We start from the raw sequence: 23,969 nt of genomic DNA, 5'->3' as shown, positions 1-23,969 counted from the left end.
CTCTTCCGACTTAAAACCCATAACGCGTCGCCCGGTTGGGTGCAACCACGGCTTCATTGTAGGCACTCCGTACCCAACGAAGCCTTAGTTGTTGTGGTAAGTTATTTTTCAAACTCCTTTAATTCCGACTTGAATTCTGAATCATATTTTGCCTCTATCAGCTCAAAAATTGCATCATATTTTCGACTTGAAGGCCTTTGCTTTACCCGCAGCCAAACCCTACCAAAATCAATAAGGCATTCAGAAGTTATGATAAATTCATCCTCTTGGTCAAACTTCAGTTCCATTATGCAACCACTTGCACTTTGCTTGTAAGCCGTGTCTTCTAAGATAAACCTTACCCCTGTGACAAAGCATTTGATGCCTGATATAGATTGGATGTCAGAGGTAATAGCCTCAGCAAAGAGTGAAGCATTTTTCCAACAGATGCTGTAATTCGTTAATAAATCATCCGTAACGGAGTACAACTCTTGGCTTAGCTTAGTTAGGCACTGATATATTTTAAATTTCATACTTGTAATTTACCGCAACTAAAGTATAAATGTGAACATACATTTATCTGTACTATACCTAAACCCTAATTACCCCTCCAAATCAGGAGCCAATTCTCTAAACAATATTGTATAAACTTAATCATTCCTTCTACCCCACCCCAATCTGCCAACTCTTTTTTATCTTTGCCTGGAACAGATGAATGAAGGAATAGATGAATCTTATTGAAGAACTGCGCTGGAGAGGCATGCTCCATGATTTCATGCCGGGCACTGAAGAACAATTAGCCTCCGAGATGACATCCGGCTACATTGGCTTCGACCCTACGGCCAAGTCGCTGCACATTGGCAACCTGGCCACCATCATGCTGCTGGTGCACCTGCAGCGTGCCGGCCATAAGCCGCTTGCTCTTGTTGGCGGTGCCACCGGCATGATCGGCGATCCATCCGGCAAATCAGCAGAGCGAAACCTGCTGGACGAAACTACCCTGCGTGAGAACCAGGAAGGCATCAAGAAACAGCTGGAGAAGTTTCTGGACTTTGACTGCGGCGCCAACTCGGCCGAAATAGTAAACAACTACGACTGGTTCAATGAATTCAGTTTCCTGGGCTTCCTGCGCGACGTGGGCAAGCACATCACCGTGAACTACATGATGGCGAAGGACTCGGTAAAGAAACGCATCACTGCAGAGGAAGGCGACCGAGTGGAAGGTCTTTCTTATACCGAGTTCGCGTACCAGCTCATCCAGGGTTACGACTTCTACCATCTCTACAAAACCAAAGGAGTAAAGATACAGATGGGCGCCTCCGACCAGTGGGGCAACATCACCACCGGTACCGAGCTGATCCGGCGTATGGACGGTGGTAAGGCTTTTGCCATGGTGGGCAAGCTGGTCACTAAATCCGATGGCACTAAATTCGGTAAGTCTGAGGGCGGAAACGTGTGGCTAGACCCGAACCTGACGACTCCATACAAGTTCTACCAGTTCTGGCTCAACCTGTCGGATGAGGAGGCTGAGAAGCTAATCAAAGTTTATACATTGATTCCGCAAGAAGAGATTGCACAGATTACAGAGGAGCACAAACAGGCCCCTCACCTACGCCTGCTGCAGAAAGCCCTTGCTAAGGATGTTACAATTCGCGTTCATTCCGAAGAAGACTATAACGCCGCTGTAGATGCTTCAGAAATTTTATTCGGAAAAGGCGATTTAGAGACGTTGAAGGGCCTAAAAGAGGACGTTTTGCTCTCTGTTTTCGAAGGTGTGCCACAGATAGAAGTTAGCCAGGCAGACTATGCCGCTGCCGCCACTGTGACCGACCTGCTTTCGGAGGTTACAGGAGGACATGTTTTCGAGTCGAAGGGCGAGGCAAAGCGCATGATCAAGAACGGAGGCGTAAGTGTAAACCGCCAGAAGGTTCAGAGCGCCGAAGACAGTGTTAACTTCGAGTTGCTGCAGGGCAAATACCTGGTAGTGCAGAAGGGTAAGAAGAACTACTACCTTATTTCAGTTAACTAGCTGATAATCAAAAGCATAATAAAATAAAAAGGTGGCCTTTGCAGGTCACCTTTTTATTTTATCCAGTCTGTTGGAAGCTTATTTCTTCTCAGCTGTGCTGTTTTTGATGTCCTGAACTTCCTTACGGATGTCCTGAGCCATGTTTTTCAGATCTTGCATACCTTTACGTACACGAGTACCAGCGGCAGCATTTCCCTTATCGTAGAACTTTTCGAAGTCACCTTCCAGAGACATTACCAAGTCCTTCAGTTTGCTAAAGTTGTTGTTCATTAGAGCAATTGTTATAGTGAAACATTTAATTTTATAGCTCTAATATACACATTTGTTACAAACAAGCAAAGATTAGGGAATTTTAATATAAGCCCCTGGGAGCTCTTAGGCCGTAACTGCAGGCGTAGAGTAAAGTCCCTTATCTAGCTTTTGTGCAATTTTCTCAAAAGCAGCGATCGTCTCCTCCACGTCAGCCAGCGTGTGCGCGGCAGTCGGGATAAGGCGAAGCATGATAACATCTTTCGGCACTACCGGATACACTACGATAGAGCAGAAAATGCTGTAGTTCTCACGCAGGTCCAGCGTTAGTTGTGTTGCATCCGGAATCTGGCCGTTCAGGAACACAGGCGTTACCGGCGACTCTGTTGTACCGATGTTGAAGCCTTTCTCACGCAGGCCGCTCTGCAGGGCGTGTACAACCTCCCACAGTTTATCCTTCAGCTCAGGCTTGGTGCGCAGCAGCTCCAGGCGCTTAATGGCGCCTACTACTAATGGCATCGGCAGCGACTTGGCGAAGATCTGAGAGCGCATGTTGTAGCGCAGATACTCGATCACCTGCTCGTTAGAAGCCACGAAGGCGCCGATGCTGGCCATTGACTTGGCGAATGTAGAGAAGTATACGTCGATACCATCCTGCACACCCAGGTGCTCTCCTGTACCGGCTCCCGTAGCGCCCATGGTACCGAAACCGTGCGCGTCATCCACAAACAGGCGGAAGTTGAATTTTTCCTTCAGGGCCACAACTTCAGCTAGTTTGCCCAAGTTGCCGGACATGCCGAATACACCCTCTGTGATCACCAGGATAGCACCGCCGGTATTCTCGGCCCACTTCGTGGCACGTACCAGTTGCTTCTCCAGGCTCTCCATATCGTTGTGTGAATACACAAAGCGTTTGCCCTGGTGTAGGCGCACCCCGTCGATTATACAAGCGTGGGATTCGGCGTCGTAAACAATCACGTCGTGGCGGTCAACCAGCGCGTCGATGATAGACAGCACGCCCTGGTACCCGAAGTTGAGCAGCATCGCATCCTCCTTCTTCACAAAGTCAGCAAGCTCTGCCTCCAACTGCTCGTGCAGGTTAGTATTACCAGACATAATACGGGCACCCATAGGTGTCGCCATGCCCCACTCTGCAGCTGCCTCGGCATCAGCCTTGCGCACCTCAGGGTGGTTAGCCAAGCCCAGGTAGTTGTTCAGGCTCCACGTCAGCACATCTTTCCCCCTGAACTTCATCCTCGGGGCAATCTCGCCCTCCAGTTTAGGGAATGTAAAATAGCCATGTGCGTAATGTGAGTGGCTGCCTAACGGACCTCGGTTGGTCAACAACTTTTCAAATAAATCCACTTGTGTAATAATTAGGTTATTGGGATAAATTCTGTACCAAATGCTATTACTCCTTACATTAATTAATGAAGTATAACGCAGCGCAAAGTTATGCTTTATTCGGCTCATATACAATTATTACCCTATACTACCACCGTCAATTTTAATTCTGCATTTTTAACTTTGCCTTCAAAGCTGTTTCTTTGAAGTAGAATAAACCATAACGTCTGCATGAGAAAAATCAACAAGATACTGGTTGCCAACCGGGGTGAAATAGCGCTGCGCGTGATGCGTACGGCGAAAGAGATGGGAATTAAAACCGTAGCCGTCTACAGCGAGGCCGACCGCAATGCCCTGCACGTGCGCTTTGCCGATGAAGCTGTATGCGTGGGAGGCCCCAAATCCAGCGAGTCTTACCTCCGCGGCGATGTTATCATACAGGTTTGCAAGGACCTTGGCGTGGACGCCATTCATCCAGGTTATGGTTTCTTATCGGAGAATGCGGCTTTTGCCAAGGCGGTACAGGAAGCCGGCATCACTTTCATCGGCCCAACTCCGGAGGCTATTGAGTTGATGGGCAGCAAGCTGGCCGCCAAGGCAGCTGTGGCAAAGTATAACATCCCCATGGTGCCCGGTACGGAGCACGCCATTACGGATGTGGAGGAGGCCAAAGAAATCGCTCGCCAGGTTGGTTTTCCCATCCTGATAAAGGCCAGCGCAGGGGGCGGCGGCAAGGGCATGCGCGTGGTGGACAGTGCGGAGGTATTTGAGGAGCAGATGCAGCTGGCTGTAAGTGAGGCCACTTCTGCCTTCGGGGATGGCTCCGTGTTTATTGAGAAGTATATCGGCTCCCCGCGCCACATCGAAATTCAGGTACTGGGCGACACACACGGCAACATCGTGCATTTGTTCGAGCGTGAGTGCTCTATTCAGCGTCGCCACCAGAAAGTTATTGAAGAAGCACCTTCTGCTATCCTTACTCCTGCCCTACGCGAGGAAATGGGCCGCAGCGCCGTGAATGTGGCAAAGGCCTGCGATTATGTTGGTGCTGGTACCGTAGAGTTTCTGCTGGATGAGAACATGAACTTCTACTTCCTGGAGATGAACACCCGCCTGCAGGTAGAGCACCCGGTAACGGAGCAGATAACCGGGCTGGACCTGGTAAGAGAGCAGATTCTGATTGCGGAAGGCAACCCGTTAAGCTTTCGTCAGGAAGACCTGCAAATAAACGGACACTCGCTGGAGCTACGGGTGTACGCCGAGGACCCGGCCAACAACTTCCTGCCCGATATCGGGAAGCTGGAAACCTACAGAAGACCGCAGGGCCTGGGTGTGCGGGTGGATGATGGCTTTGAGCAGGGTATGGAAATTCCGATCTACTACGACCCGATGATTGCCAAGCTTGTTACCTTCGGGAAAGACCGCCAAGAGGCCATCGCAAAGATGCTGCGCGCCATTGAGGAGTACCAGATAACAGGCATTGAAACGACTCTGCTTTTTGGCACCTATGTACTGCAGCACGAGGCATTTGTGAGCGGCAACTTCGACACGAAGTTCATAGAGCGTTACTTTAGCCCAGACGTATTGGAAAGAAAACCAGACGAAGGTGCTGATGAAGTAGCCGCAGCCCTGGCCGCTATACTTATGCAACAGCAAAAGCCTGCTTCCTCTGCAGCAGTAGTAACTGCAGAATCCCACACGTCAAACTGGAGAAGAAACAGGACCAAGTAAGTATAATCCGAATTATAAAGTATAATTCCCCTGGAGCTGGCAGAGTCAATGTCCGTTTCAGGGGATTTATGTTCTGAATAGCTGATCCGAACATCCTTGTCCGGAAGGAATTCTGCTGCGGACTTCCAAGTCCGCATAGACCATACTTTTATACTTGATCTTTCTGGCGCAAGTCTTCAGACTTGTGTTTTACAATGATGTCGAGTCTCTGACTTGACTGGCTTGATAAGCTATATATTATACTTTAATACTTGCCTGTTAAAACTTTCCCCATAGCACTTGCTTCCTTCCACTTGAACTAGGCTATCCTTACTAGCTGCCGTTCATCCTTTAGTTCCCACTAGCGGCTCGTTTCATTTACTGCTTTCTGCCCTCCCAGGCCGGGAGGCCTCGCCTTCGGGCATCGCGCGGTGTTCCCTCCTTGCCTCGCTGCCGCTCAGCATGCCCTCACCGGGCACCGGATCTCACAAGGCGCTCAACCCGAAGGCTGGGAAGCATTTCGATAGCTTCTGCCTTTGCTATGCGATAAGTATAAACTGTCCCCTTGAGGGGACCATAGGGGTGTAATCGCCTGAAGACAATTCCCCTCCTCGGAGGGGCTGGGGTGGGTTTATACTTATGCGCGGTGACTTTCAGCAACTATGAAACTTATAATTCATCTATAGTAAATTCACGCTCCCCTCCTTGGATAAGGAGGGGTTAGGGGTGGTTGGACCCGGTACTACAAATGGGACTAGTTTGCTATGGAATGCTGGTATGAGTTATTCACTTGAACGGGTAGAAATTCTGCACAAGCACCTATTTCCTCCATCTTATAAAGTATAAACCAAGGCCAGATTTATACTTGCTTATGCAACTAGTGCAGGTGCAGAAATGGGTCTGCACACACATATCTATACTTCCTCAAAACGCATGCCCAGCAAAGTATAAAAACAAAAAGGGCTTAGCGTGCAGCTAAGCCCTTCTGTAATATATCTGAAAGTAAATTACTTTACTTTGTCAACGATAGCTTTGAAAGCCTCTGGGTGGTTCATCGCCAGGTCAGCAAGTACTTTGCGGTTCAGGTCGATGTTAGCCTTCTTCAGGCCACCCATCAGAGAAGAGTAAGACAAGCCATGCTCGCGAGCACCGGCGTTGATACGCTGGATCCACAGGGATCTGAAGTCTCTCTTCTTAGCTTTTCTGTCGCGGTAAGCATACAGCAAACCTTTTTCTACCGCGTTTTTCGCAACTGTCCAAACGTTCTTGCGACGGCCAAAGTAACCTTTGGCCATTTTCATTATTTTTTTTCTTCTGTGTCGTGCTGCTACGACGTTTACCGATCTTGGCATTTTGTTAAAAGTTTTGGCGGCTGGTGATTTATACTTAAATCTTTCTTAGGACCAGATACCGGGTTCGTACTAATGATTAACCTTTACTAATTCTGTCGCAGAATTAGATTTTCAGCATGAATTTAACGTTTGCTTCGTCAGCTTTGCTAACAAGGCCGATGTGCGTCAAATTACGCTTCTGCTTCGTCGTCTTCTTCGTCAGGATGTGGCTCTTGTAAGCGTGCTTACGCTTAATTTTGCCAGTACCTGTCAAAGAAAAACGCTTCTTTGCACCAGATTTGGTTTTTACTTTTGGCATGAGTATATAATTAATTGAAAAAATTACTTTTTCGCAGGAGCATTCTTCGGTGCCAGAATCAGGAACATACGCTTACCTTCCAGTTTCGGCAACTGCTCAACTTTCGCTAAATCCTCCAAGGCCTGCGCAAACTTCAGAAGCAGAATCTCACCGCGCTCTTTGAACACGATGGTTCTACCCACAAAGTGCACGTAGGACTTAATTTTATAGCCGCTCTCCAGGAAGCCTTTCGCATGCTTGAGCTTGAACTCGAAGTCGTGCTCGTCGGTGTTCGGACCAAAACGAATCTCCTTGATCACCACCTTCTGCTGCTTGGCCTTCATCTCCCTCGTTTTCTTCTTCTGTTCGTACTTGAACTTAGAATAATCGATGATGCGGCATACGGGTGGGTTAGCTGTTGGCGAAATCTCAACCAGGTCAAGATTCTGCTCATTAGCCATTCTTTGAGCATCTCTCACTGAGTATACTCCTTGCTCAACATTGTCGCCCACCAGTCTTATTTCTCTGGCAGTTATTCTTTCATTGACTTTGTATGGCTCCTCCACCTTCCCGCGTGGGATGTTGCGCCTGTTCTGCGTAGTAGCTATAGTTGTACCTCCTTAATTTAAATTCTACAATTAGGTTGCGAATATCGCAAATTATCTATCAAAATGAAAATACTTTTCTTAATTGTTCAGCATTTCAGCGATTTTGCGCTGAAAAAGGGTACCGAACTCCTCCACTGACATGGAGCCAAGATCTCCTTCACCGTGCCTTCTGACAGAGACAGCACCGTTCTCCTGCTCCTTCTCCCCTACTATCAGCATGTAGGGCACCTTGCGCACCTCAGCATCGCGAATCTTACGGCCAATCTTCTCGTCGCGGTTATCCACGTAGCCTCTGATGTCGTCCTGCTGCAGCTGGTCATACACTTGCTGGGCATACTCGTGGTACTTCTCAGAAATTGGAAGTATAGCAATCTGCTCCGGGCTCAGCCACAGTGGGAAATTACCGCCGCAGTGCTCTATCAGCACCGCCACGAAGCGCTCAAGCGAGCCAAACGGTGCGCGGTGGATCATCACCGGGCGATGTTTCTGGTTATCAGCGCCGATGTACTCGAGCTGGAATCTTTCTGGTAAGTTATAATCTACCTGAATAGTTCCCAGCTGCCACTTACGGCCAAGGGCATCCTTCACCATAAAGTCGAGCTTAGGTCCGTAAAACGCAGCCTCGCCCAGTTCGGTTACAGTGCGCAGTCCTTTCTCGGCAGCAGCCTCTATAATAGCGCTTTCGGCCTTCTCCCATACTTCGTCGGTGCCAATGTACTTTGCTTTGTTCTCCGGATCGCGCAGGGAAATCTGCGCAGTATAGTCATCAAAGCCGAGGGCCTTGAACACGTAAAGCACCAGGTCAATTACCTTGATAAACTCCTCCTTCACCTGGTCCGGGCGGCAGAAGATGTGGGCATCGTCCTGCGTAAAGCCTCTTACACGGGTTAAACCGTGCAACTCGCCGCTTTGTTCATAACGGTATACGGTACCGAACTCCGCCAGGCGCACGGGCAGCTCTTTGTAGGAGCGCGGACGTGTTTTATAGATCTCGCAGTGGTGCGGGCAGTTCATTGGCTTGAGCAAGAATTCCTCGTTCTCGTTCGGCGTCTTGATCGGCTGGAAGGAGTCAGCGCCATACTTCTCGTAGTGCCCGGACGTTACATACAGCTCCTTGCTGCCAATGTGTGGGGTAACTACCGGCTGGTAGCCAGCTTTTACCTGCGCCTTGCGCATAAACTGCTCCAGGCGCTCGCGCAGCAAAGTCCCTTTCGGCAGCCACAGCGGCAAACCCATGCCCACCTTCTCAGAGAAGGCGAACAGCTCCAGTTCCTTGCCCAACTTGCGGTGGTCGCGCTTCTTGGCCTCTTCCAGTCGCTCGAGGTATTCAGTCAGCTCCTTTTGTTTCGGGAAGGTTACGCCATAGATGCGGGTCAGCTGCTTGTTCTTCTCATCGCCGCGCCAGTACGCGCCGGCAATGTTCATTACCTTGGCCGCTTTAATAAAGCCGGTATTCGGGATGTGCGGACCACGGCAAAGGTCCACAAAGTTACCCTGCTCGTAGAAAGTGATGCTTCCGTCCTCCAGGTCCTTTATCAGGTCCAGCTTATACTCATCCCCCTTCTTAGTGAAATATTCAATTGCGTCCGCTTTTGATACTTCGCTGCGCTTATACTCATTCTTCTGACGGGCCAGTTCCAGCATCTTCTGCTCCAGCTTGGTGATATCCTCGGGCGACAGGTGGTGCTCGCCTAGGTCCACGTCATAGTAAAAGCCATTCTCTACCGGAGGACCGATACCGAATTTAACGTCCGGATACATGTCCTCCAAAGCCTCGGCCAGCAAGTGGGCAGAGGAGTGCCAGAAGGTGTTTTTACCCTCGTCATCGTTCCAGGTGAGCAGCTGCACCGTCGCATCCTCGCTGATGGGGCGCGTGGCATCCCAAACAGCTCCGTTTACTTTGGCAGCAAGCACGTTACGAGCCAAGCCTTCGCTAATGCTCTGTGCGATCTCAAGGCTGGTTACGCCGCTTTCAAACTGGCGCACCGAACCATCTGGCAGTGTGATGTTGATCATAGTGGTTTATCTTTCTATCTGTTCCTGTAGGCGTACAGCTGCACTATCAGGCATTGGTCTTGCAATTCTATACTTTAATCTGGCGATGGACCGGTTGGCATACGTTGCCTTGGGGTCAACCCGCAGCAGCCGCTGGTACATCGAAAGCGCTTTGGTGTACAGGCCGTTGCGCTCAAAGGCAGTAGCCAGTGTCACCAGGTAGTCCGGGTTGTTGCGGTATACTTTGTACACCTTCTCCAGGTGCTCCATCGCCTCAAAATCATACCCTTGGGCCAGTTGGTAAACACCCAGCCGGTAATGGGCCGCCGATAAGGTATCAGTTATACTTACGGCCTTGTTATAAGCAAGCACGGCACTGTCCTGTCGCTGTTCCTGCTGATAGACCAGCCCGCGGTTATACCAGAGCTTGGCATCGTCAGGAGACGATTTAAGCGCCTGCAGCAAGTATGGTTTTGCCGTATTATACTCTCCCTTATCAATCAGGATGGCTGCTAGCTCCCGCTGCGGCTGCATAAATTCAGGTGCCTGCTCCAGGGCCAGTTTATAGTTGCGCACAGCTTCTGCTGAGTCTCCGGATGCTTCCTGCACACGGCCTTTGTAATAAAAAACGAACTCGTTCACAGGCGAAAGCTCCTGGGCCTTCAGAATGTACTCCATGGCCTTTTCATACTCTTTGCGCTGTAAGTATAACTCACTAAGCAGCACGTACAGGGAGGCACTTTGGTACGAGTTGCGCTCCGCCGTTAAAGCTAGCGGCAGGGCTTCCTGCGGTTTGCCCATGGCGCGCAGCACCTGCGCTTTCACAAACAGACTGGCCGGCTCGTTTTTGGTCAACCTCACGGCCTCCTCCGCATCTTCCAGCGCTTTCTCCAACTCCCCTTTCTGCAGCAACACCACCGCACGGCGGGCATACAAGCTTCCGTCGCGTCTGGAGTTCTCTATGGCTATGTTCAGGTTTTGAAGCTGCGCCTCCGGGTCGTCCTTTACCTGCTGCAGATCTACCATCCGCTCCCGGCTACCCTCTTCTGTAGCACAGGAGGCCAGGCCAACCGACAGCACCACTAGCACCAAACTCCAAATCCGCATCTATTACCGGCTAACGTTAAATCTGGCAAAAGTGCCCTTATACTTTGCCTGCGCTAAATTAAGACATTTTACCTAAATAGAAACACAACTAACGCAGGAAGCAAAGGTGTTGCCGTAAAACAAAAAGCCTGCTACCGGATAGGCGCAGGCTTTTTGTGTGTCTTTATACAGTTAGAGCTTCTGCTTTTGCTGCTGCTCCTGTAACAACATGCTGCATCGCCTGCTAAGCTCCAGCTCCTCCTTCGTGGCGAGGGTGAGCGTAAGGGCTTGTTGCAAGGTGTTGATGCAGGACGTTGTGTTTTTCATCTCTTTGTAGATATTGGCCAAATCATAGTAATACGCTATGTTGTCCGGGTCGTACGCAATTGCCTTCTCGATGGCCTCAGCCGCTAATTCATTCGTCGCCTCGCCGCACACGCCTCCGAAAAACACCTTCGAAGCAGTCTTCTCAGCAAAGTTAAGGTTTGCCATTTTGAAATACCAGCGGCCAAGCAAGTGCCAGGATCCGGCATGCTGGCTGTCGTCAGCCAGTGCGGCGTCCACAAAAGACTTCATCTGATGAAAGTTTTGCAGGCGCTCCTTCGGTCCGGAAGTCATGGCCTTCGCTCCTATGGCCAAAGCCATCGCGTAATTCGGCTCCGCATCCTCCGGGTGAAGCTCGTAGGCCTTCAGGGCATACTGCTTTGCCTTCAGAAAGTGCTCCTGCTTGTGCGTCTCGTCCAGAAACCGCTCGCCGATGCGGCTATGCAGTAAGCTTGCCTTGCACAGCACCTCCACATTATCGGGAGACTCTGCCAACACCTGCTCGTAAATCTGCAGCGCCTCGGACTCTTTATAATCGCTTAAAAGCTGCTCCGCCTTCTTCAAAAGCTCGTTGTTGCCGGATGCACCTCCCTCAGCCCAAACGGGCTCAGAACAGGCGACTCCCAGTGCGCAACAAAGTATAACAGCCTTTAAAACAATCTTCATAAAGCAATTTCTCTCCTGTAAACTACCAAGCACGAGCGACTTAAGCAAGGCCTGGGAGAGAAAATCTAGAAAAGATCCAGCTGCTTTTTCTCCTTCAGTGCCTTTTTCGCTTCGTTGGCCTCTATATCGATTTCTACGGTTTCAGATTCCAGAGGTTGAGCACCGCTCACTTTTGCAGCCTCTGCGGCCAGCTCTTTAAGTTCAGCAGGCAACGTTACCGGCTCTTTTCTTGCCGCTTTTTTGGCTTTTGGCTTGTCCTCGTCCGGCTGCTCCACCTCCTGCATCTTAGGCACATCCACCTCAAAAATCTTGTAGTAGTTGAGCTTGTTACCGAGCGCCTTCCAGCCTTTCACATCAATAAACTCGTTCAGCAGCAGCTTCTCGGTTTCGCGCTCGCCACGAATGGATCGCTTGAATTTGATGGTAGCCAGTGGCTGCGGATGTGTAGACACGGCCTCCAACCTGGAGTTTTTCGTCTCCGGAATAAAGGCAAAGCGCTTACCTATCGTAGTGGTCTCGATCTTGAAACGCTTCACGTAATAGATTTTGTTCTCGCCCTCGTAATAAATGGCTGAAATAACCAGTTCCGGATCAAACTTCTGCAGCACCTTCAGCTTCTCCACCGTGTAGTGGTTGGCCAGGTCAAAGGAGGTCAGCTCATACGTTCCATCTTCATACACAGCAAGTATAGAATCGTCGGTGTTGAACGAGCCCAGGTAGCGCCCGCGTCCTTCGGTGTTTAAACGCCCGATTACCTCATCGTAGTATATCTCGCGTCCACCCAGGGTAGATTCGCCCAGACTCTTCTGTACCACCTTCTTCACCGGGTACTTCGTTACGATATTGCCGTTAGAGCCTTTGCCTTTAATCATCAGCTCTGCAAAGTCAAAGTCGAACACCTTGTTGCGGGCCGTCGCGCTCGGTGCTAAAGAAACAGTCACCACCTCCGACTCGGAGTTAGGGTTGGCCGTGAGGTAATGCACTTTAGAACCCTTGTTGCCCTTGGTCAGGTCATACTCCTTGTCGCGGGTAACGGACTTCACCGAGAAACGCTTGGCATAGGAGACGCCCGACTTACCATCGAGGTAAATCATGTTGTACACCATGTGCTCGTCGTTCTTGTTGTACACACCGGCAAGTATAATGTCCTTGCCCACAAAGGTTTTCTCCGCCACCTTGGTTACGGTGAACTTACCATCCTTACGGAACACAATGATGTCGTCCATATCGGAGCAGTCGCATACAAACTCGTCTTTGCGCAGGCCTGTTCCGATGAAGCCGTCCTTGGCGTTCATGTACAGCTTTTGGTTGGCAATGGCCACGTTCTGCGCGTTGATCACGTCGAAGGTTTTTACCTGTGTGCGGCGGTCTTTGCCCTGTCCATACTTTTTCAGCAGCCCCTCAAAGTATGAAATAGCGTAGCGGATCAGGTTCGCCAGGTTATCGTCCACCTCAGCCATCTCCTCCTCCAGCTTCCTAATGTACTCGTCCGCTTTGAAGGAGTCATACTTGGAGATGCGCTTGATCTTTATTTCGGTCAGGCGAACGATATCCTCTTCCGATACCTCGCGGCGCAACAGGTGCTTAAACGGATCGAGCCCGGTGTCAATGGCGTTCAGCACGGCTTCCCAGGTCTCACACTCCTCAATGTCGCGGTAGATGCGGTTCTCAATGAAGATCTTCTCCAGGGAAGAGTAGTGCCACTTGTCCTCCAGCTCCCCTTTGCGTATCTCCAGCTCACGCTTCAGCAGGTCTACCGTTTTAAAGGTAGAAATGCGCAGCAGCTCGTTAACATCCAGGAAGTGCGGCTTGTCGTCAATGATCACGCAGGCATTCGGAGAGATAGACACCTCGCAGTCGGTAAAGGCATAGAGGGCGTCCATCGTCAGGTCCGGCGAAACCCCGGTTGGCAGGTGCACTTGTATCTCTACCTCGGCGGCGGTGTTGTCCACTACCTTCTTTATCTTGATCTTGTTGTTCTCGCTCGCCTTCACGATCGACTCCATCAGTCCGGTGGTCGTAGTGCCATACGGCACGTCGCGGATGATGAGCATCGTCTTGTCAACCTTCTCGATGGTGGCGCGCACACGGATTCTTCCGCCGCGCTGACCGCCGTTATAGTTGGTCACGTCCACCTGCCCGCCAGTCGGGAAGTCTGGCAACAGCGTGGTGCTACGGCCCTTCAGCACATCAATAGAGCCTTTGATGAGCTCCTTGAAGTTGTGCGGCATAATCTTCGTAGACAAACCAACGGCAATACCCTCCACACCCTGCGCCAGCAGCAGCGGGAACTTCACCGGCAGGGTGACCGGCTCATTTTTACGGCCGTCATAGCTCAGCTGCCACTGCGTGGTCTGCGGGTTAAACACCACATCCAGCGCAAACTTAGAGAGGCGCGCCTCAATGTAACGGGCCGCTGCCGCGCTGTCGCCCGTGCGCACATCCCCCCAGTTACCCTGCGTTTCTATCAACAGGTCTTTCTGGCCCAGGTTCACAATAGCGTCGCCGATAGAGGCATCGCCGTGCGGGTGGTACTGCATGGTCTGGCCGATAACGTTCGCCACTTTATTAAAGCGGCCGTCGTCCATCTCACGCATGGCATGCAGGATGCGGCGCTGCACCGGCTTCAGGCCGTCCTCAATGGCTGGTACCGCACGCTCCAGAATTACATAAGAAGCATAGTCGAGGAACCAGTTTTCATAGAGACCGGACACAGGGGTTACGTTATGGATAATCTCGTCCCCTCCGTCTGTAAACTCTACCTCCAGTGCTTCGTTTTCGTTCAGCTCTTCGTTGTTCAACTCGTCGTTATGCATAAACTTCCTCTACTATATCTTTTTCTATCTTCAGGTTATCAATGATGAACTGCTGACGGTCAGGTGTGTTTTTGCCCATGTAGTAGCTCAGCATCTTCTGTATGGTGGTGTCCTTCTGCAGGATAACTGGCTTGAGCTTGATGTTCTCGCCAATAAACTTGCCAAACTCGTCGGGAGAGATCTCCCCTAGACCTTTGAAGCGGGTGATTTCAGGGTTTCTGCCTAATTTCTGTATCGCTTCCTGCTTCTCGGTTTCGTTATAGCAATAGATGGTCTCCTTCTTGTTGCGCACCCGGAAAAGCGGCGTTTCCAGAATGTACACGTGGCCATTCCGCACCAGGTCCGGGAAGAACTGCAGGAAGAAGGTAAGCATCAGCAGGCGGATGTGCATGCCGTCCACGTCCGCGTCAGTCGCGATTACGACACGGTTGTAGCGCAGACCTTCCAGTCCTTCCTCAATGTTCAGGGCGTGCTGCAGCAGGTTAAACTCCTCGTTCTCGTACACCACTTTCTTTTTGAGGCCAAAGCAGTTGAGTGGCTTACCGCGCAAACTAAAAACGGCCTCCGTATCCACGTTGCGAGATTTGGTGATGGAACCGCTGGCCGAGTCACCCTCCGTAATGAACAGCGTGGAAACAGCCGCATTCTCATGCTTGTCCTCGTTGAAGTGCAGGCGGCAGTCGCGCAGTTTGCGGTTGTGCAGGTTGGCTTTTTTGGCGCGCTGATTGGCCAGTTTCTTCACGCCGGCCATGTCCTTGCGCTCGCGCTCGCTCTGCTCAATGCGCTTGCGCAGCGCCTCGGCCGTCTCAGGGTTTTTGTGCAGGTAGTTATCGAGGTGCTCCTTTACAAAATCGTTGATGTAGGCACGCACAGCGGGTCCGTCCGGCCCCATTTCAATAGAGCCCAGCTTGGTCTTGGTCTGCGACTCAAACACCGGCTCCTGCACCCGTATCGAGATAGCCCCAATGATGGAACCGCGGATATCGGTCGCGTCGTAGTCTTTTTTATAGAAATCGCGCACCGTGCGCACCACCGCCTCGCGGAAAGCCGCCAGGTGCGTACCGCCCATGGTCGTGTACTGGCCGTTCACGAAGGAGTAGTACTCCTCGCCATACTCGTTACCGTGGGTCATGGCCAGCTCGATGTCCTCGCCTTTCAGGTGGATGATCGGGTAGCGCATGCTCTCCTCATCGGCCTTGTTGCGGAGCAGGTCCAGCAAACCGTTCTCGGAGTAGAATTTCTTGCCGTTAAAGTTGATGGTTAACCCCGCGTTCAGGTATACATAGTTCCAGATTTGGTTCTCCAGGTAATCCGGGTTGAACTGGAAGTTCTTGAAAATCGTGTCGTCCGGGGTAAACGTGGTGAGCGTACCGTTACGCTGCGTGGTTTCCTGTACCTCCAGGTCCTCCACCAGCACGCCGCGCTCAAACTCCGCTGCCTTCATCTTACCATCGCGCACCGACTGGATGCGGAAATAACTGGAGAGGGCATTCACCGCCTTGGTACCCACACCGTTCAGACCAACTGATTTCTGGAAGGCCTTGCTGTCGTATTTACCGCCGGTGTTGATCTTGCTTACGCAGTCGATCACCTTGCCCAGCGGAATGCCACGGCCGTAGTCGCGTACCTGCACCTTGTGGTCGGAGATTTTTACCTCAATGGTCTTGCCAAACCCCATCACGTGCTCGTCGATGGAGTTGTCGATTACCTCCTTCACCAAAATGTAAATACCGTCGTCTGCCGAGGAGCCGTCGCCGAGTTTGCCGATGTACATACCAGGGCGCAGCCGGATGTGCTCACGGGGTTCAAGGGAGCGTATGCTGTCTTCGTCGTAATTGTGCTCTAACTCTGCCATTCTGAAAGCGTAAGTGTAGTTGGTTGGTAAAATCGATGCGAAAGATAGGAAAATATAGAAGACATGCCGCAACTGATAAGTTCCTACCTCACGCTAAATTAAGGAGTTTTTCTGAGCAATGCTAATCACCTTAGCTAAAACTAAATCCTCAAAAAGCCTCGCACTTTATCTCAACAGCAAAAAACAAGGTGTAGTTCAGCTAAATGATATAAATTTACACTTGCTAATGGCCAATTTTTTTAGCAATCTTATATATTTATATTTGTATGCTTTATGGCCGAACAATTGCTTATTTTTGGTGTGGCATGAGCAGACGCTGGCAGGGGAAATTATAATGATTATGGAGAGATTTTAAATGGAAATCAAACTACCCGGATACTTTAAATACACGGTTATACTTCTGGGCCTGGCCCTGCTTATCTATACCCTGCAGCAGTTTAAGGCTGTGCTCATGCCGCTGGCTTTCGGCCTGCTTTTCGCCCTGCTGCTCCTGCCCCTCAACCGCGACCTGGAAAACAAGCTGCGCTTCCCGAGGCCGCTGGCCATACTTGCCAGCATCACCATGGTCATACTCATACTTGGCCTGATTGTGTGGTTCCTGTCGATGCAGTTGGTCAGCCTTACCTCTGAGTTGGAGTCTATCAGCAAGAACATGCAGAAGCTGATTACCAAGGGGCAGGATTTTGTTTATCAGAATTTCGGCATCGTGCCTCCCGATAAGTCACAGCTAATCCAGAACACCATTGGGGGACTGCAGGAACTAACTACCACCTTCCTGGGGAGTACTATTTCCATCACCACAGGCGCCCTGACCATCCTGACCCTGGTGCCAATTTTTGTGTTCCTGCTGCTATACTACCGCGACCATCTGGAGCAGTTCATGTTCAAGTTTGTGGCCAAGGATAGGCGCAGCGGGGTTATCCAGACGATCATCGACATACAGCATGTGGTGCAGAGCTATATCTCGGGGCTGATGATTGTGATTGTGGTGGTGGCGCTGCTGAACTCGGCGGGCCTGCTTATACTTGGCGTGAAGTATGCCGTGTTCTTCGGCGTGTTTGCCTCTATCCTGACGATCATTCCCTATATCGGTATCCTTATCGGCGCCTCCATTCCCGCCCTGTTTACCTTGGCCACTACCGGCGAGCTGCTCGACGCGGTGCTGGTGGTGCTGGTGTTTATGTTTGTGCAGTTCCTGGAGGGCAATTTTATCACGCCGTTTGTGGTGGGCTCCAAGGTGAGCCTGAACCCGTTTGCGGCCATACTGGCCCTGCTAGTGGGCGGCGAGGTATGGGGCGCGGCCGGCATGATTCTCTCCATCCCGATTATTGCCATGATGAAGGTGATCTTTGACGTGTATGAGCCGCTGCAGCCTTTTGGTTTCCTGCTGGCTGACATTGATGAGGTGAAGCCCAAGCGGCGGGGGCGCGTCCGGGGCTGGTTCGACGAGCTGGTGAATGGCATTTTGCGCGGCAAGAAAAACCCGAATAAGTAAGAGTGCTAACTATTTTTGCAGCGAAAAAGGACGTAGAGCCATTTGAAACGGATTACTAAAAATATTGGTTTAGAACAGGGACCTCTGGCTAACGCTTCAGGTCCGGATGAACACGACCTAAACCAAAGCAACTTGTACGCCATAGTAGATATTGAGACAACCGGTGGCCAGCCGCACCAGGACAAGATCACCGAGATTGCCATTTTCATACACGACGGGGAGAAAGTAGTAGACAAGTACCATACGCTCATTAACCCGGAGCGTCCTATCCCTTTCTTTATCACGCAGCTCACCGGCATAAAGGACGACATGGTGCAAGACGCGCCCAAGTTTTACGAGGTGGCCAAAGACATTGTGGAGTTTACCGAGGGAAAGGTGTTTGTGGCCCACAACGTCCGCTTCGACTATTCCTTTATTAAGAAGGAGTTTGCCGATCTGGGTTTCACCTTCCAAAGGAAGACGCTCTGCACCGTTCGCCTGAGCCGCTCGCTGATGCCGGGCCTGCCCTCCTACAGCCTGGGCAAGCTCTGCCAAAGTATAGACATTCCGCTCAGCCAGCGCCACCGCGCCATCGGCGATGCTGAGGCCACAGCCATACTTTTCGACAGGCTCATTAAGATTAACCGCCCCGTGGTGGACGGCAACATGAACATGGCCGCCGAGCATACCACGCAGGTACTGAAGCAGGAAATCAAGACCTCCTTGCTGCCGCCAGCCATCACGAAAGAAAAGGTTGACGCGCTGCCCATGGTGCCGGGCGTGTACTACTTCCACAACGAGCAGGGCGAGGTGATTTACGTGGGCAAAAGTATAAATATCAAGAAGCGCATCATCCAGCACTTCAACATCGACTACAAGAGCCGCAAATCGCTTAATTTCAAGAACAGCATCGCTGATATTACCTACGAGCTGATGGGCAACGAGCTGGTGGCCCTGCTTTACGAGTCGGCGGAGATAAAGCGCCTGAAGCCTCAGTACAACCGGCAACAGCGCCGCAGCGTGTTTAACACCGGCATATTCTCCTACACCGACAGCGACGGCTACAAGCGCCTGACCTTCGGAAGTATAGACAAGGCCGAAAACATTAGCATGACGCCCATCATCGCGCTTTCGAACCACTACAAGGCCAAAGGCTTCCTGTTTCATAAAGTGGCCAAGTTTTACCTGTGCCAGAAGCTCTGCGACCTGTACAAGACCAACGGCGCCTGCTTTGATTACCAGGTACACCAGTGCAGCGGTGCCTGCATCGGCAAGGAGAGTCCGGAGGAGTATAACAAGCGTGTGGATGAGGCCATCGACTCATTTACCTACGAGCACAACAGCTTCGTTGTGATTGGCAAAGGCCGCGAGCCGGGCGAGCGCAGCGTGGTGGTGGTGGAGCACGGCACATACCTGGGCTTCGGTTTTATTGACGATACCTTCTCGGCCTGCTCGCTGGAGGATTTTAAAGGAGCCATACAGCGCTACAACGACAACAAGGACGTGCAGCAAATCATACGCAACCACATGCGCGGCAAGCACAAGGAGAAGGTACTCATATTTGAATAAGTTGATAGTGTAGCCATGCCGGGTTTGGATTTACAGCAAAAGCCTCCTAAATTCAGGACCTTGAAGTATAGAGAAGTTATACTTTCTGATACACATTAAAATAAATCAATTTAAAGAATAATTCTGTGAACGAAACAAAAACAAGATTCAGAGCGGGGGTGCTTTACGGCGATGAGGTAACAGAGCTGTTTAAGTATGCCAACGAAAATAACTTTGCGCTGCCAGCAGTTAACGTTATCAACACGAGCTCTATTAACGCAGTGCTGGAAACAGCCAAGGCTGTAAACTCCCCTGTTATCATCCAGTTCTCGCACGGCGGTGCGCAGTTTTTCGCTGGCAAAGGCCTGAGCAACGATGACCAGAAAGCCGCGATTGCCGGCGCTGTTTCCGGTGCCCAGCACGTGCACCTGATGGCTGAGGCCTATGGCGTTCCGGTTGTGCTGCACACCGACCACGCTGCCAAAAAACTTCTTCCTTGGATAGACGGCCTGCTGGATGCCGGTGAGAAATATTTCGAGCAGCACGGCAAGCCGCTTTACAGCTCGCACATGCTCGACCTGTCTGAAGAAGAAATCAAAGAAAACATTGAGACCTGCGCCAGCTACCTCAAGCGCATGGATCGCTTGGGCATGACCGTAGAGATTGAGCTGGGTGTAACCGGTGGCGAGGAAGATGGCGTGGACAATACAGACGTAGACAGCTCCAGGCTGTATACCCAGCCAGACGAAGTGGCCTATGCCTACGAAGAACTGAACAAGGTTAGCTCCCGCTTCACCATTGCTGCCGCCTTTGGCAACGTGCATGGCGTGTACAAGCCAGGCAATGTGGAGCTTCGCCCGGAAATCCTGAAAAACTCCCAGGACCACATCCAGCAAAAGTTCGGAACAGGCCCTAACCCGGTGAACTTCGTGTTCCATGGTGGCTCCGGCTCCGAGAAAGCGAAAATCACAGAGGCCATTGAGTATGGCGCTATCAAAATGAACATCGACACAGACATGCAGTGGGCTTTCTGGGATGGTGTGCGCAACTACTACGAGGACAAGAAGGCTTACCTGCAAGGACAGCTGGGCAACCCCGAAGGTGCAGACTCACCGAACAAGAAATACTACGACCCGCGTGTTTGGCTGCGTGAAGGCGAGAAGACGTTTATCGCGCGTCTGAAAGAGGCTTTCGAAGACCTGAACGCGTTAAACCGCAACTAATTCATAAAGTATAATGGCGAGGCAAGTGCTTCGCCATTTTGCTTTTAAGCCAGTGCTTATACTTGCTGCTGCGCCTGCAGCCACTGATAAATCCGGTCGGTGTCGTCTTTGCGGCAAAGCCCGGTGCCCGGTGCCATAGTGGCGGCAGTACCTGCGGCCACCCCGTAGCGCAGCATCTCCTCCATACTTCGCCCCTGCTGCAAGTACAGCACCATACCAGCTACCATACTGTCGCCGGCGCCCACTGTGCTTTTCTGCGGCACCGTTGGGGGGACAGCGTACTTTATACTTTCCGGAGTCGCCAGCATGGCTCCCCGCGGACCTAGCGACACCACCAGCACCTGACATTTCCCTTCGGCCAGCACCTGCCGGGCAATCTCTTCCTGCTCCAAAACTGAGATATTCTCTTTGCCAGCCAGTGCCGCCAATTCGCCAAGGTTAGGTTTTAGCAAGTATACGCCCTTGCCGGCGGCTTTCGTCAGGGCTGTTCCCGAAGTATCCACCACCAGCCTGAAGTGGCGCTGCCAGGCCAAATCAGCCAGTTGTGCATAGAAATCGTCCGGTACGCCGGGCGGCAGGCTGCCGCTGGCCACCACATACTTTGGAAGCTTCTCGTTGGGCAGCCGCTCCAGTTCTTCCAGGCACTGGCGCCACTCAGCTTCGTTTACTTCCGGGCCCGGCATACCAAATCGGTACTGGTTTCCGGAGCTATCTTCCACCACCATCAGGTTCTCCCGCGTCCAGTTTTGAATGAGGTGCGGCTTGACACTAATCCCTTCCTCTTCCAACAGGCTGCAGAGACGATCTCCCGAAGGGCCGCCTGCCAGTAGCCAGGCGCAAGAGTCGCCGCCAAGCTTTTTCAGTGCCCTGGACACGTTAATGCCGCCACCACCGGGTTCATAAACCGGTTGCTCGCAACGCAGCTTGCGCTCAGGGAGCACTTGTGCCACGTGGGTACTGATGTCCAACGCCGGGTTAAGGGTTATGGTGATGATGTCGCTCATGGATACAAGCTGAGAGCGTGAAACTTACCGGGTGATGTCGAACTTGCGTTGCTCGCCTGTTGCGAAAGTATAAACCTGCCCCTTCACCCCTATCTGCACTTCCTTAGACCAGCCTTTGTCGAAGGAGATATGCATGGTGTCCTGCGTGAGGTTTATAGTGATCCAGTGGTTGCGGTAACGGATGCTAAAATCCAGGCAGCCAAGTTCATCCGGTAACACCGGGTTTAACCAGAGCACATCCTCCCGTATCTCCAGGCCCATAAAGCCGCGCTGCACCAGGTCCACGGTTCCGGCCATGGCCCCCAGGTGTATGCCTTCTGCCGTGGTGCCACCCTGTATGTCTTCCACATCGCTAACCAGGGCTACCTGAAAGTTGCTCCAGGAACGTTTGCGGTCGGAGCGGGCAAGTACCCAGGAGTGCACAATTTTACTCAGCGTGGAGCCGTGTGAGGTGCGGTCTTCATAATAGCTGATGTTGTCGGCCTTGTCTTCCTTAGTGAAGTCATACTGTAACTGGCTGAAAATTTCTGCCAGTTCAGCAGTGGAGAACAGGTAAAACAGCATGAGCACATCGGCCTGCTTGCTTGCCTTATACTTGTTTACGCTATCGCCCTCGCTCTCCAGGATACGATCCAGGCGCATGGCTTCTCCATACTTTGCCCGGTACGCCTCCCACGGAAATTCCTCTAGCTTCTCATAGCCTTCAAACTGGGCAATGATGCGGCTGTTTTCGATGAAGGGCACATACATTTTCACCGCAATCTCGCGCCAGCGCGCCACATCCTCCTGGCTTATACTTAACTTCTGGTGCAGCTCCTCCACCCTGGAGTCGTCCAGAATATCGAATAGTTTGAGAGCCGTTTGTATCACCCACACCGCCATCACGTTGGTGTAGGCATTGTTGTTCAGGCCAGGCTCATCCGAGTCCGGGTACTCGGTATGATACTCGTCCGGGCCCACCACGTTGCGGATCTCATAACGGTCCCGGCTTGGGTTGTAGGTAGCGATGGAGGACCAGAACAGGGCAATGTCGAAAATCAACTCAGCGCCCATAAAGGTCAGGAAGCTCATGTCCTCTGTGGCCTGGTAATACTGCCACACGTTGTAGGCGATGGCCGCGCTGATATGGCGTTGCAGGTAGGTGTTATCCGGCAGCCAACGGCCGGACTGGGGGTTGAGATGGATCACCTGGCTTTCTTCGCGGCCGTTGCTGCCGCTTTGCCATGGAAACATTGCGCCACGGTAGCCCGCCTCAGCGGCCGCAAAACGTGCCTCGGGCAAACGGCGGAAGCGATATTGCAGCAGCTCGCGGGTAAGCTCGGGCAGGCGCAGGTTCAGGAATGGGAAAATGAAAAGCTCGTCCCAGAAAATATGCCCGCGATAGGCCTCCCCGTGCAGCCCCCTGGCCGGAACGCCTACGTCCAGCCCCACGGTGTTGGCCGACACCGTTTGCAGCAAGTGGAAGATGTGCAGGCGGAGGATGCCCTGGGTTTTGGCGTTACAGGAGATCTCCAAATCACAGCGGTTCCAGAGGCGCTGCCATGCCTGCACGTGCTTGCCACGCAGGTGCTCAAAATTTCCCTGTCTCACGATGTTTTTGCAGGCTTCCTGCAGCGGTTCTGTGATGGCCTGGTCGCGGGAAGTATGGAGCTGCACGACTTTCTCGATCAGAACCGGTTTGTTTTGCTCACAATGCAGGCTGAACTGTTGCGACACCAAGCCCTCTTCCTGCTGCACCTCAAAATTTATACTTTCCAGCCCCCCCTCCCGGTACACCCGCACCCGCGCCGCCTGCGCCATCAGTAACCGCGACTGCGTAGTTTGCACCTCCAGGTACACCGTTTCGGCATTGTGTTGGCCTTGCCCTGTAGATTGCAGGTGCTGGCTTGCCAACTGTCTGTAGCGGGCTACTCCGCTATTGGTTACCCGCCCATCCAGGGAAGATTTCACCACAATTTCACCAGACCAGTTCAGCGGCGTCAGTTCCCACTGCAGGGCTGCCACATGCTTGTTGGCCATACTTACCAGACGCCGGCTTACCAGGGAAGTCTCACGTCCTTGCTTGTCGCGGAAGTGAAGGCGGCGCAGCAGCACCCCCTGCTTCATGTCCAGTTCCTGCCGGAAATCGAGCAGCTCCACCTGCCGGATGTCGAACCACTCCCCTTCGGGATGGCAAAAGGTAAGCGGCAGCCAGTTAGGCCAGTTAACCAGATCCTCATTCTCGATTTTCTCACCGGCAACTTCGGACGTGAGGCGGTTGAAGCCACCGGCCAGGTACGTGCCGGGGTAAAATGCGCCGTCCACGGCAGGAAGTTCTTCGAAAGCGCCGCGCGTGGCAAAGTAACCGTTGCCCAAGGTGCAGAGCGCCTCCCGTAGCATCTGCTGCTCCGGCTGCCAGGTATCATACGTTAGCTTCCATTCCTGCATGGG

Annotated in this window: 18 protein-coding genes; 5 read left to right on the top strand and 13 right to left on the bottom strand. The window is 51.9% G+C overall.

Annotated elements, in window-relative coordinates:
• Positions 1–101 precede the first annotated feature (101 nt).
• Positions 102–512, bottom strand: coding sequence for a hypothetical protein (locus BM040_RS20735; RefSeq protein WP_092105597.1), 411 nt, complete (start codon positions 510–512; stop codon positions 102–104).
• 194 nt (positions 513–706) lie between these two features.
• On the opposite strand from BM040_RS20735, the gene tyrS reads away from it, so the two are divergent.
• Positions 707–2,008 carry a tyrosine--tRNA ligase gene (gene tyrS / locus BM040_RS20730; protein ID WP_092105594.1) on the top strand — a complete coding sequence of 434 codons (1,302 nt, stop codon included), beginning with the start codon at positions 707–709 and terminating at the stop codon, positions 2,006–2,008.
• A gap of 78 nt (positions 2,009–2,086) precedes the next feature.
• Here the strand turns inward: tyrS and BM040_RS20725 are convergent, their stop codons facing one another.
• On the bottom strand, positions 2,087–2,278 hold the full coding sequence (locus tag BM040_RS20725; protein WP_092105592.1) for a histone H1: 192 nt from the start codon (positions 2,276–2,278) through the stop codon (positions 2,087–2,089).
• Positions 2,279–2,383: 105 nt separating this feature from the next.
• Positions 2,384–3,622 carry an aminotransferase class I/II-fold pyridoxal phosphate-dependent enzyme gene (locus BM040_RS20720; protein WP_092105590.1) on the bottom strand — a complete coding sequence of 413 codons (1,239 nt, stop codon included), beginning with the start codon at positions 3,620–3,622 and terminating at the stop codon, positions 2,384–2,386.
• A gap of 210 nt (positions 3,623–3,832) precedes the next feature.
• On the opposite strand from BM040_RS20720, the gene accC reads away from it, so the two are divergent.
• The gene (gene accC / locus BM040_RS20715) at positions 3,833–5,332 is read left to right on the top strand and encodes an acetyl-CoA carboxylase biotin carboxylase subunit (protein ID WP_092105588.1); all 1,500 of its coding nucleotides are present in this window, start codon (positions 3,833–3,835) and stop codon (positions 5,330–5,332) included.
• 986 nt (positions 5,333–6,318) lie between these two features.
• On the opposite strand, the gene rplT is transcribed toward accC, so the two are convergent.
• The 8 genes from rplT to BM040_RS20675 form a co-directional block, all read right to left on the bottom strand.
• Positions 6,319–6,663, bottom strand: a complete 345-nt coding sequence (gene rplT / locus BM040_RS20710) for a 50S ribosomal protein L20 (RefSeq protein WP_092105586.1) — start codon at positions 6,661–6,663, stop codon at positions 6,319–6,321.
• A gap of 103 nt (positions 6,664–6,766) precedes the next feature.
• A complete protein-coding gene (gene rpmI / locus BM040_RS20705; RefSeq protein WP_025605954.1) occupies positions 6,767–6,961 on the bottom strand; it encodes a 50S ribosomal protein L35 in 195 nt (64 codons plus the stop codon).
• 23 nt (positions 6,962–6,984) lie between these two features.
• The gene (gene infC / locus BM040_RS20700; RefSeq protein ID WP_092105584.1) at positions 6,985–7,506 is read right to left on the bottom strand and encodes a translation initiation factor IF-3; all 522 of its coding nucleotides are present in this window, start codon (positions 7,504–7,506) and stop codon (positions 6,985–6,987) included.
• A gap of 120 nt (positions 7,507–7,626) precedes the next feature.
• On the bottom strand, positions 7,627–9,564 hold the full coding sequence (gene thrS, locus BM040_RS20695; RefSeq protein ID WP_092105582.1) for a threonine--tRNA ligase: 1,938 nt from the start codon (positions 9,562–9,564) through the stop codon (positions 7,627–7,629).
• Positions 9,565–9,570: 6 nt separating this feature from the next.
• Positions 9,571–10,650 (bottom strand): tetratricopeptide repeat protein, encoded by a 1,080-nt coding sequence (locus BM040_RS20690; RefSeq protein WP_092105580.1) that lies wholly within the window; start codon positions 10,648–10,650, stop codon positions 9,571–9,573.
• Between the two features lie 171 nt (positions 10,651–10,821).
• The gene (locus tag BM040_RS20685) at positions 10,822–11,619 is read right to left on the bottom strand and encodes a tetratricopeptide repeat protein (protein ID WP_092105578.1); all 798 of its coding nucleotides are present in this window, start codon (positions 11,617–11,619) and stop codon (positions 10,822–10,824) included.
• Positions 11,620–11,684: 65 nt separating this feature from the next.
• A complete protein-coding gene (locus tag BM040_RS20680) occupies positions 11,685–14,435 on the bottom strand; it encodes a DNA gyrase/topoisomerase IV subunit A (protein ID WP_092105576.1) in 2,751 nt (916 codons plus the stop codon).
• On the bottom strand, positions 14,428–16,290 hold the full coding sequence (locus tag BM040_RS20675; protein ID WP_092105573.1) for a DNA topoisomerase IV subunit B: 1,863 nt from the start codon (positions 16,288–16,290) through the stop codon (positions 14,428–14,430). Before BM040_RS20675 ends, BM040_RS20680 begins: the two co-directional genes overlap by 8 nt.
• Before the next feature lie 355 nt (positions 16,291–16,645).
• On the opposite strand from BM040_RS20675, the gene BM040_RS20665 reads away from it, so the two are divergent.
• The 3 genes from BM040_RS20665 to fbaA all read left to right on the top strand — a co-directional run bounded on the left by BM040_RS20665 (position 16,646) and on the right by fbaA (position 20,535).
• Positions 16,646–17,785, top strand: coding sequence for an AI-2E family transporter (locus BM040_RS20665; protein ID WP_092105569.1), 1,140 nt, complete (start codon positions 16,646–16,648; stop codon positions 17,783–17,785).
• A gap of 132 nt (positions 17,786–17,917) precedes the next feature.
• A complete protein-coding gene (locus BM040_RS20660; RefSeq protein WP_092105566.1) occupies positions 17,918–19,333 on the top strand; it encodes an exonuclease domain-containing protein in 1,416 nt (471 codons plus the stop codon).
• A 125-nt stretch (positions 19,334–19,458) separates the two neighbouring features.
• Positions 19,459–20,535 (top strand): class II fructose-bisphosphate aldolase, encoded by a 1,077-nt coding sequence (fbaA, locus tag BM040_RS20655; RefSeq protein WP_092105564.1) that lies wholly within the window; start codon positions 19,459–19,461, stop codon positions 20,533–20,535.
• Positions 20,536–20,591: 56 nt separating this feature from the next.
• Here fbaA and BM040_RS20650 read toward each other — a convergent pair whose 3' ends face one another.
• On the bottom strand, positions 20,592–21,539 hold the full coding sequence (locus BM040_RS20650) for a 1-phosphofructokinase family hexose kinase (protein ID WP_092105562.1): 948 nt from the start codon (positions 21,537–21,539) through the stop codon (positions 20,592–20,594).
• A gap of 24 nt (positions 21,540–21,563) precedes the next feature.
• Positions 21,564–23,966, bottom strand: coding sequence for a glycoside hydrolase family 65 protein (locus tag BM040_RS21885; protein ID WP_175491143.1), 2,403 nt, complete (start codon positions 23,964–23,966; stop codon positions 21,564–21,566).
• Between the last annotated feature and the right edge of the window lie 3 nt (positions 23,967–23,969).

The sequence above is a fragment of the Pontibacter chinhatensis genome (assembly GCF_900113285.1).
In the GTDB taxonomy this organism is placed as follows: domain Bacteria; phylum Bacteroidota; class Bacteroidia; order Cytophagales; family Hymenobacteraceae; genus Pontibacter; species Pontibacter chinhatensis.
The sequence above is the reverse complement of the archived record's forward strand: the minus strand, read 5'-3'. Positions and strand labels throughout refer to the sequence as shown.

Bases quoted from the DNA above. Each gene is read 5' to 3' on its own strand.
- BM040_RS20735 (WP_092105597.1), bottom strand. From the start codon at position 512: ATGAAATTTAAAATATATCAGTGCCTAACTAAGCTAAGCCAAGAGTTG.
- tyrS (WP_092105594.1), top strand. From the start codon at position 707: ATGAATCTTATTGAAGAACTGCGCTGGAGAGGCATGCTCCATGATTTC.
- BM040_RS20725 (WP_092105592.1), bottom strand. From the start codon at position 2,278: ATGAACAACAACTTTAGCAAACTGAAGGACTTGGTAATGTCTCTGGAA.
- accC (WP_092105588.1), top strand. From the start codon at position 3,833: ATGAGAAAAATCAACAAGATACTGGTTGCCAACCGGGGTGAAATAGCG.
- rplT (WP_092105586.1), bottom strand. From the start codon at position 6,663: ATGCCAAGATCGGTAAACGTCGTAGCAGCACGACACAGAAGAAAAAAA.
- rpmI (WP_025605954.1), bottom strand. From the start codon at position 6,961: ATGCCAAAAGTAAAAACCAAATCTGGTGCAAAGAAGCGTTTTTCTTTG.
- thrS (WP_092105582.1), bottom strand. From the start codon at position 9,564: ATGATCAACATCACACTGCCAGATGGTTCGGTGCGCCAGTTTGAAAGC.
- BM040_RS20690 (WP_092105580.1), bottom strand. From the start codon at position 10,650: ATGCGGATTTGGAGTTTGGTGCTAGTGGTGCTGTCGGTTGGCCTGGCC.
- BM040_RS20685 (WP_092105578.1), bottom strand. From the start codon at position 11,619: ATGAAGATTGTTTTAAAGGCTGTTATACTTTGTTGCGCACTGGGAGTC.
- BM040_RS20680 (WP_092105576.1), bottom strand. From the start codon at position 14,435: ATGCATAACGACGAGTTGAACAACGAAGAGCTGAACGAAAACGAAGCA.
- BM040_RS20675 (WP_092105573.1), bottom strand. From the start codon at position 16,290: ATGGCAGAGTTAGAGCACAATTACGACGAAGACAGCATACGCTCCCTT.
- BM040_RS20665 (WP_092105569.1), top strand. From the start codon at position 16,646: ATGGAAATCAAACTACCCGGATACTTTAAATACACGGTTATACTTCTG.
- BM040_RS20650 (WP_092105562.1), bottom strand. From the start codon at position 21,539: ATGAGCGACATCATCACCATAACCCTTAACCCGGCGTTGGACATCAGT.
- BM040_RS21885 (WP_175491143.1), bottom strand. From the start codon at position 23,966: ATGCAGGAATGGAAGCTAACGTATGATACCTGGCAGCCGGAGCAGCAG.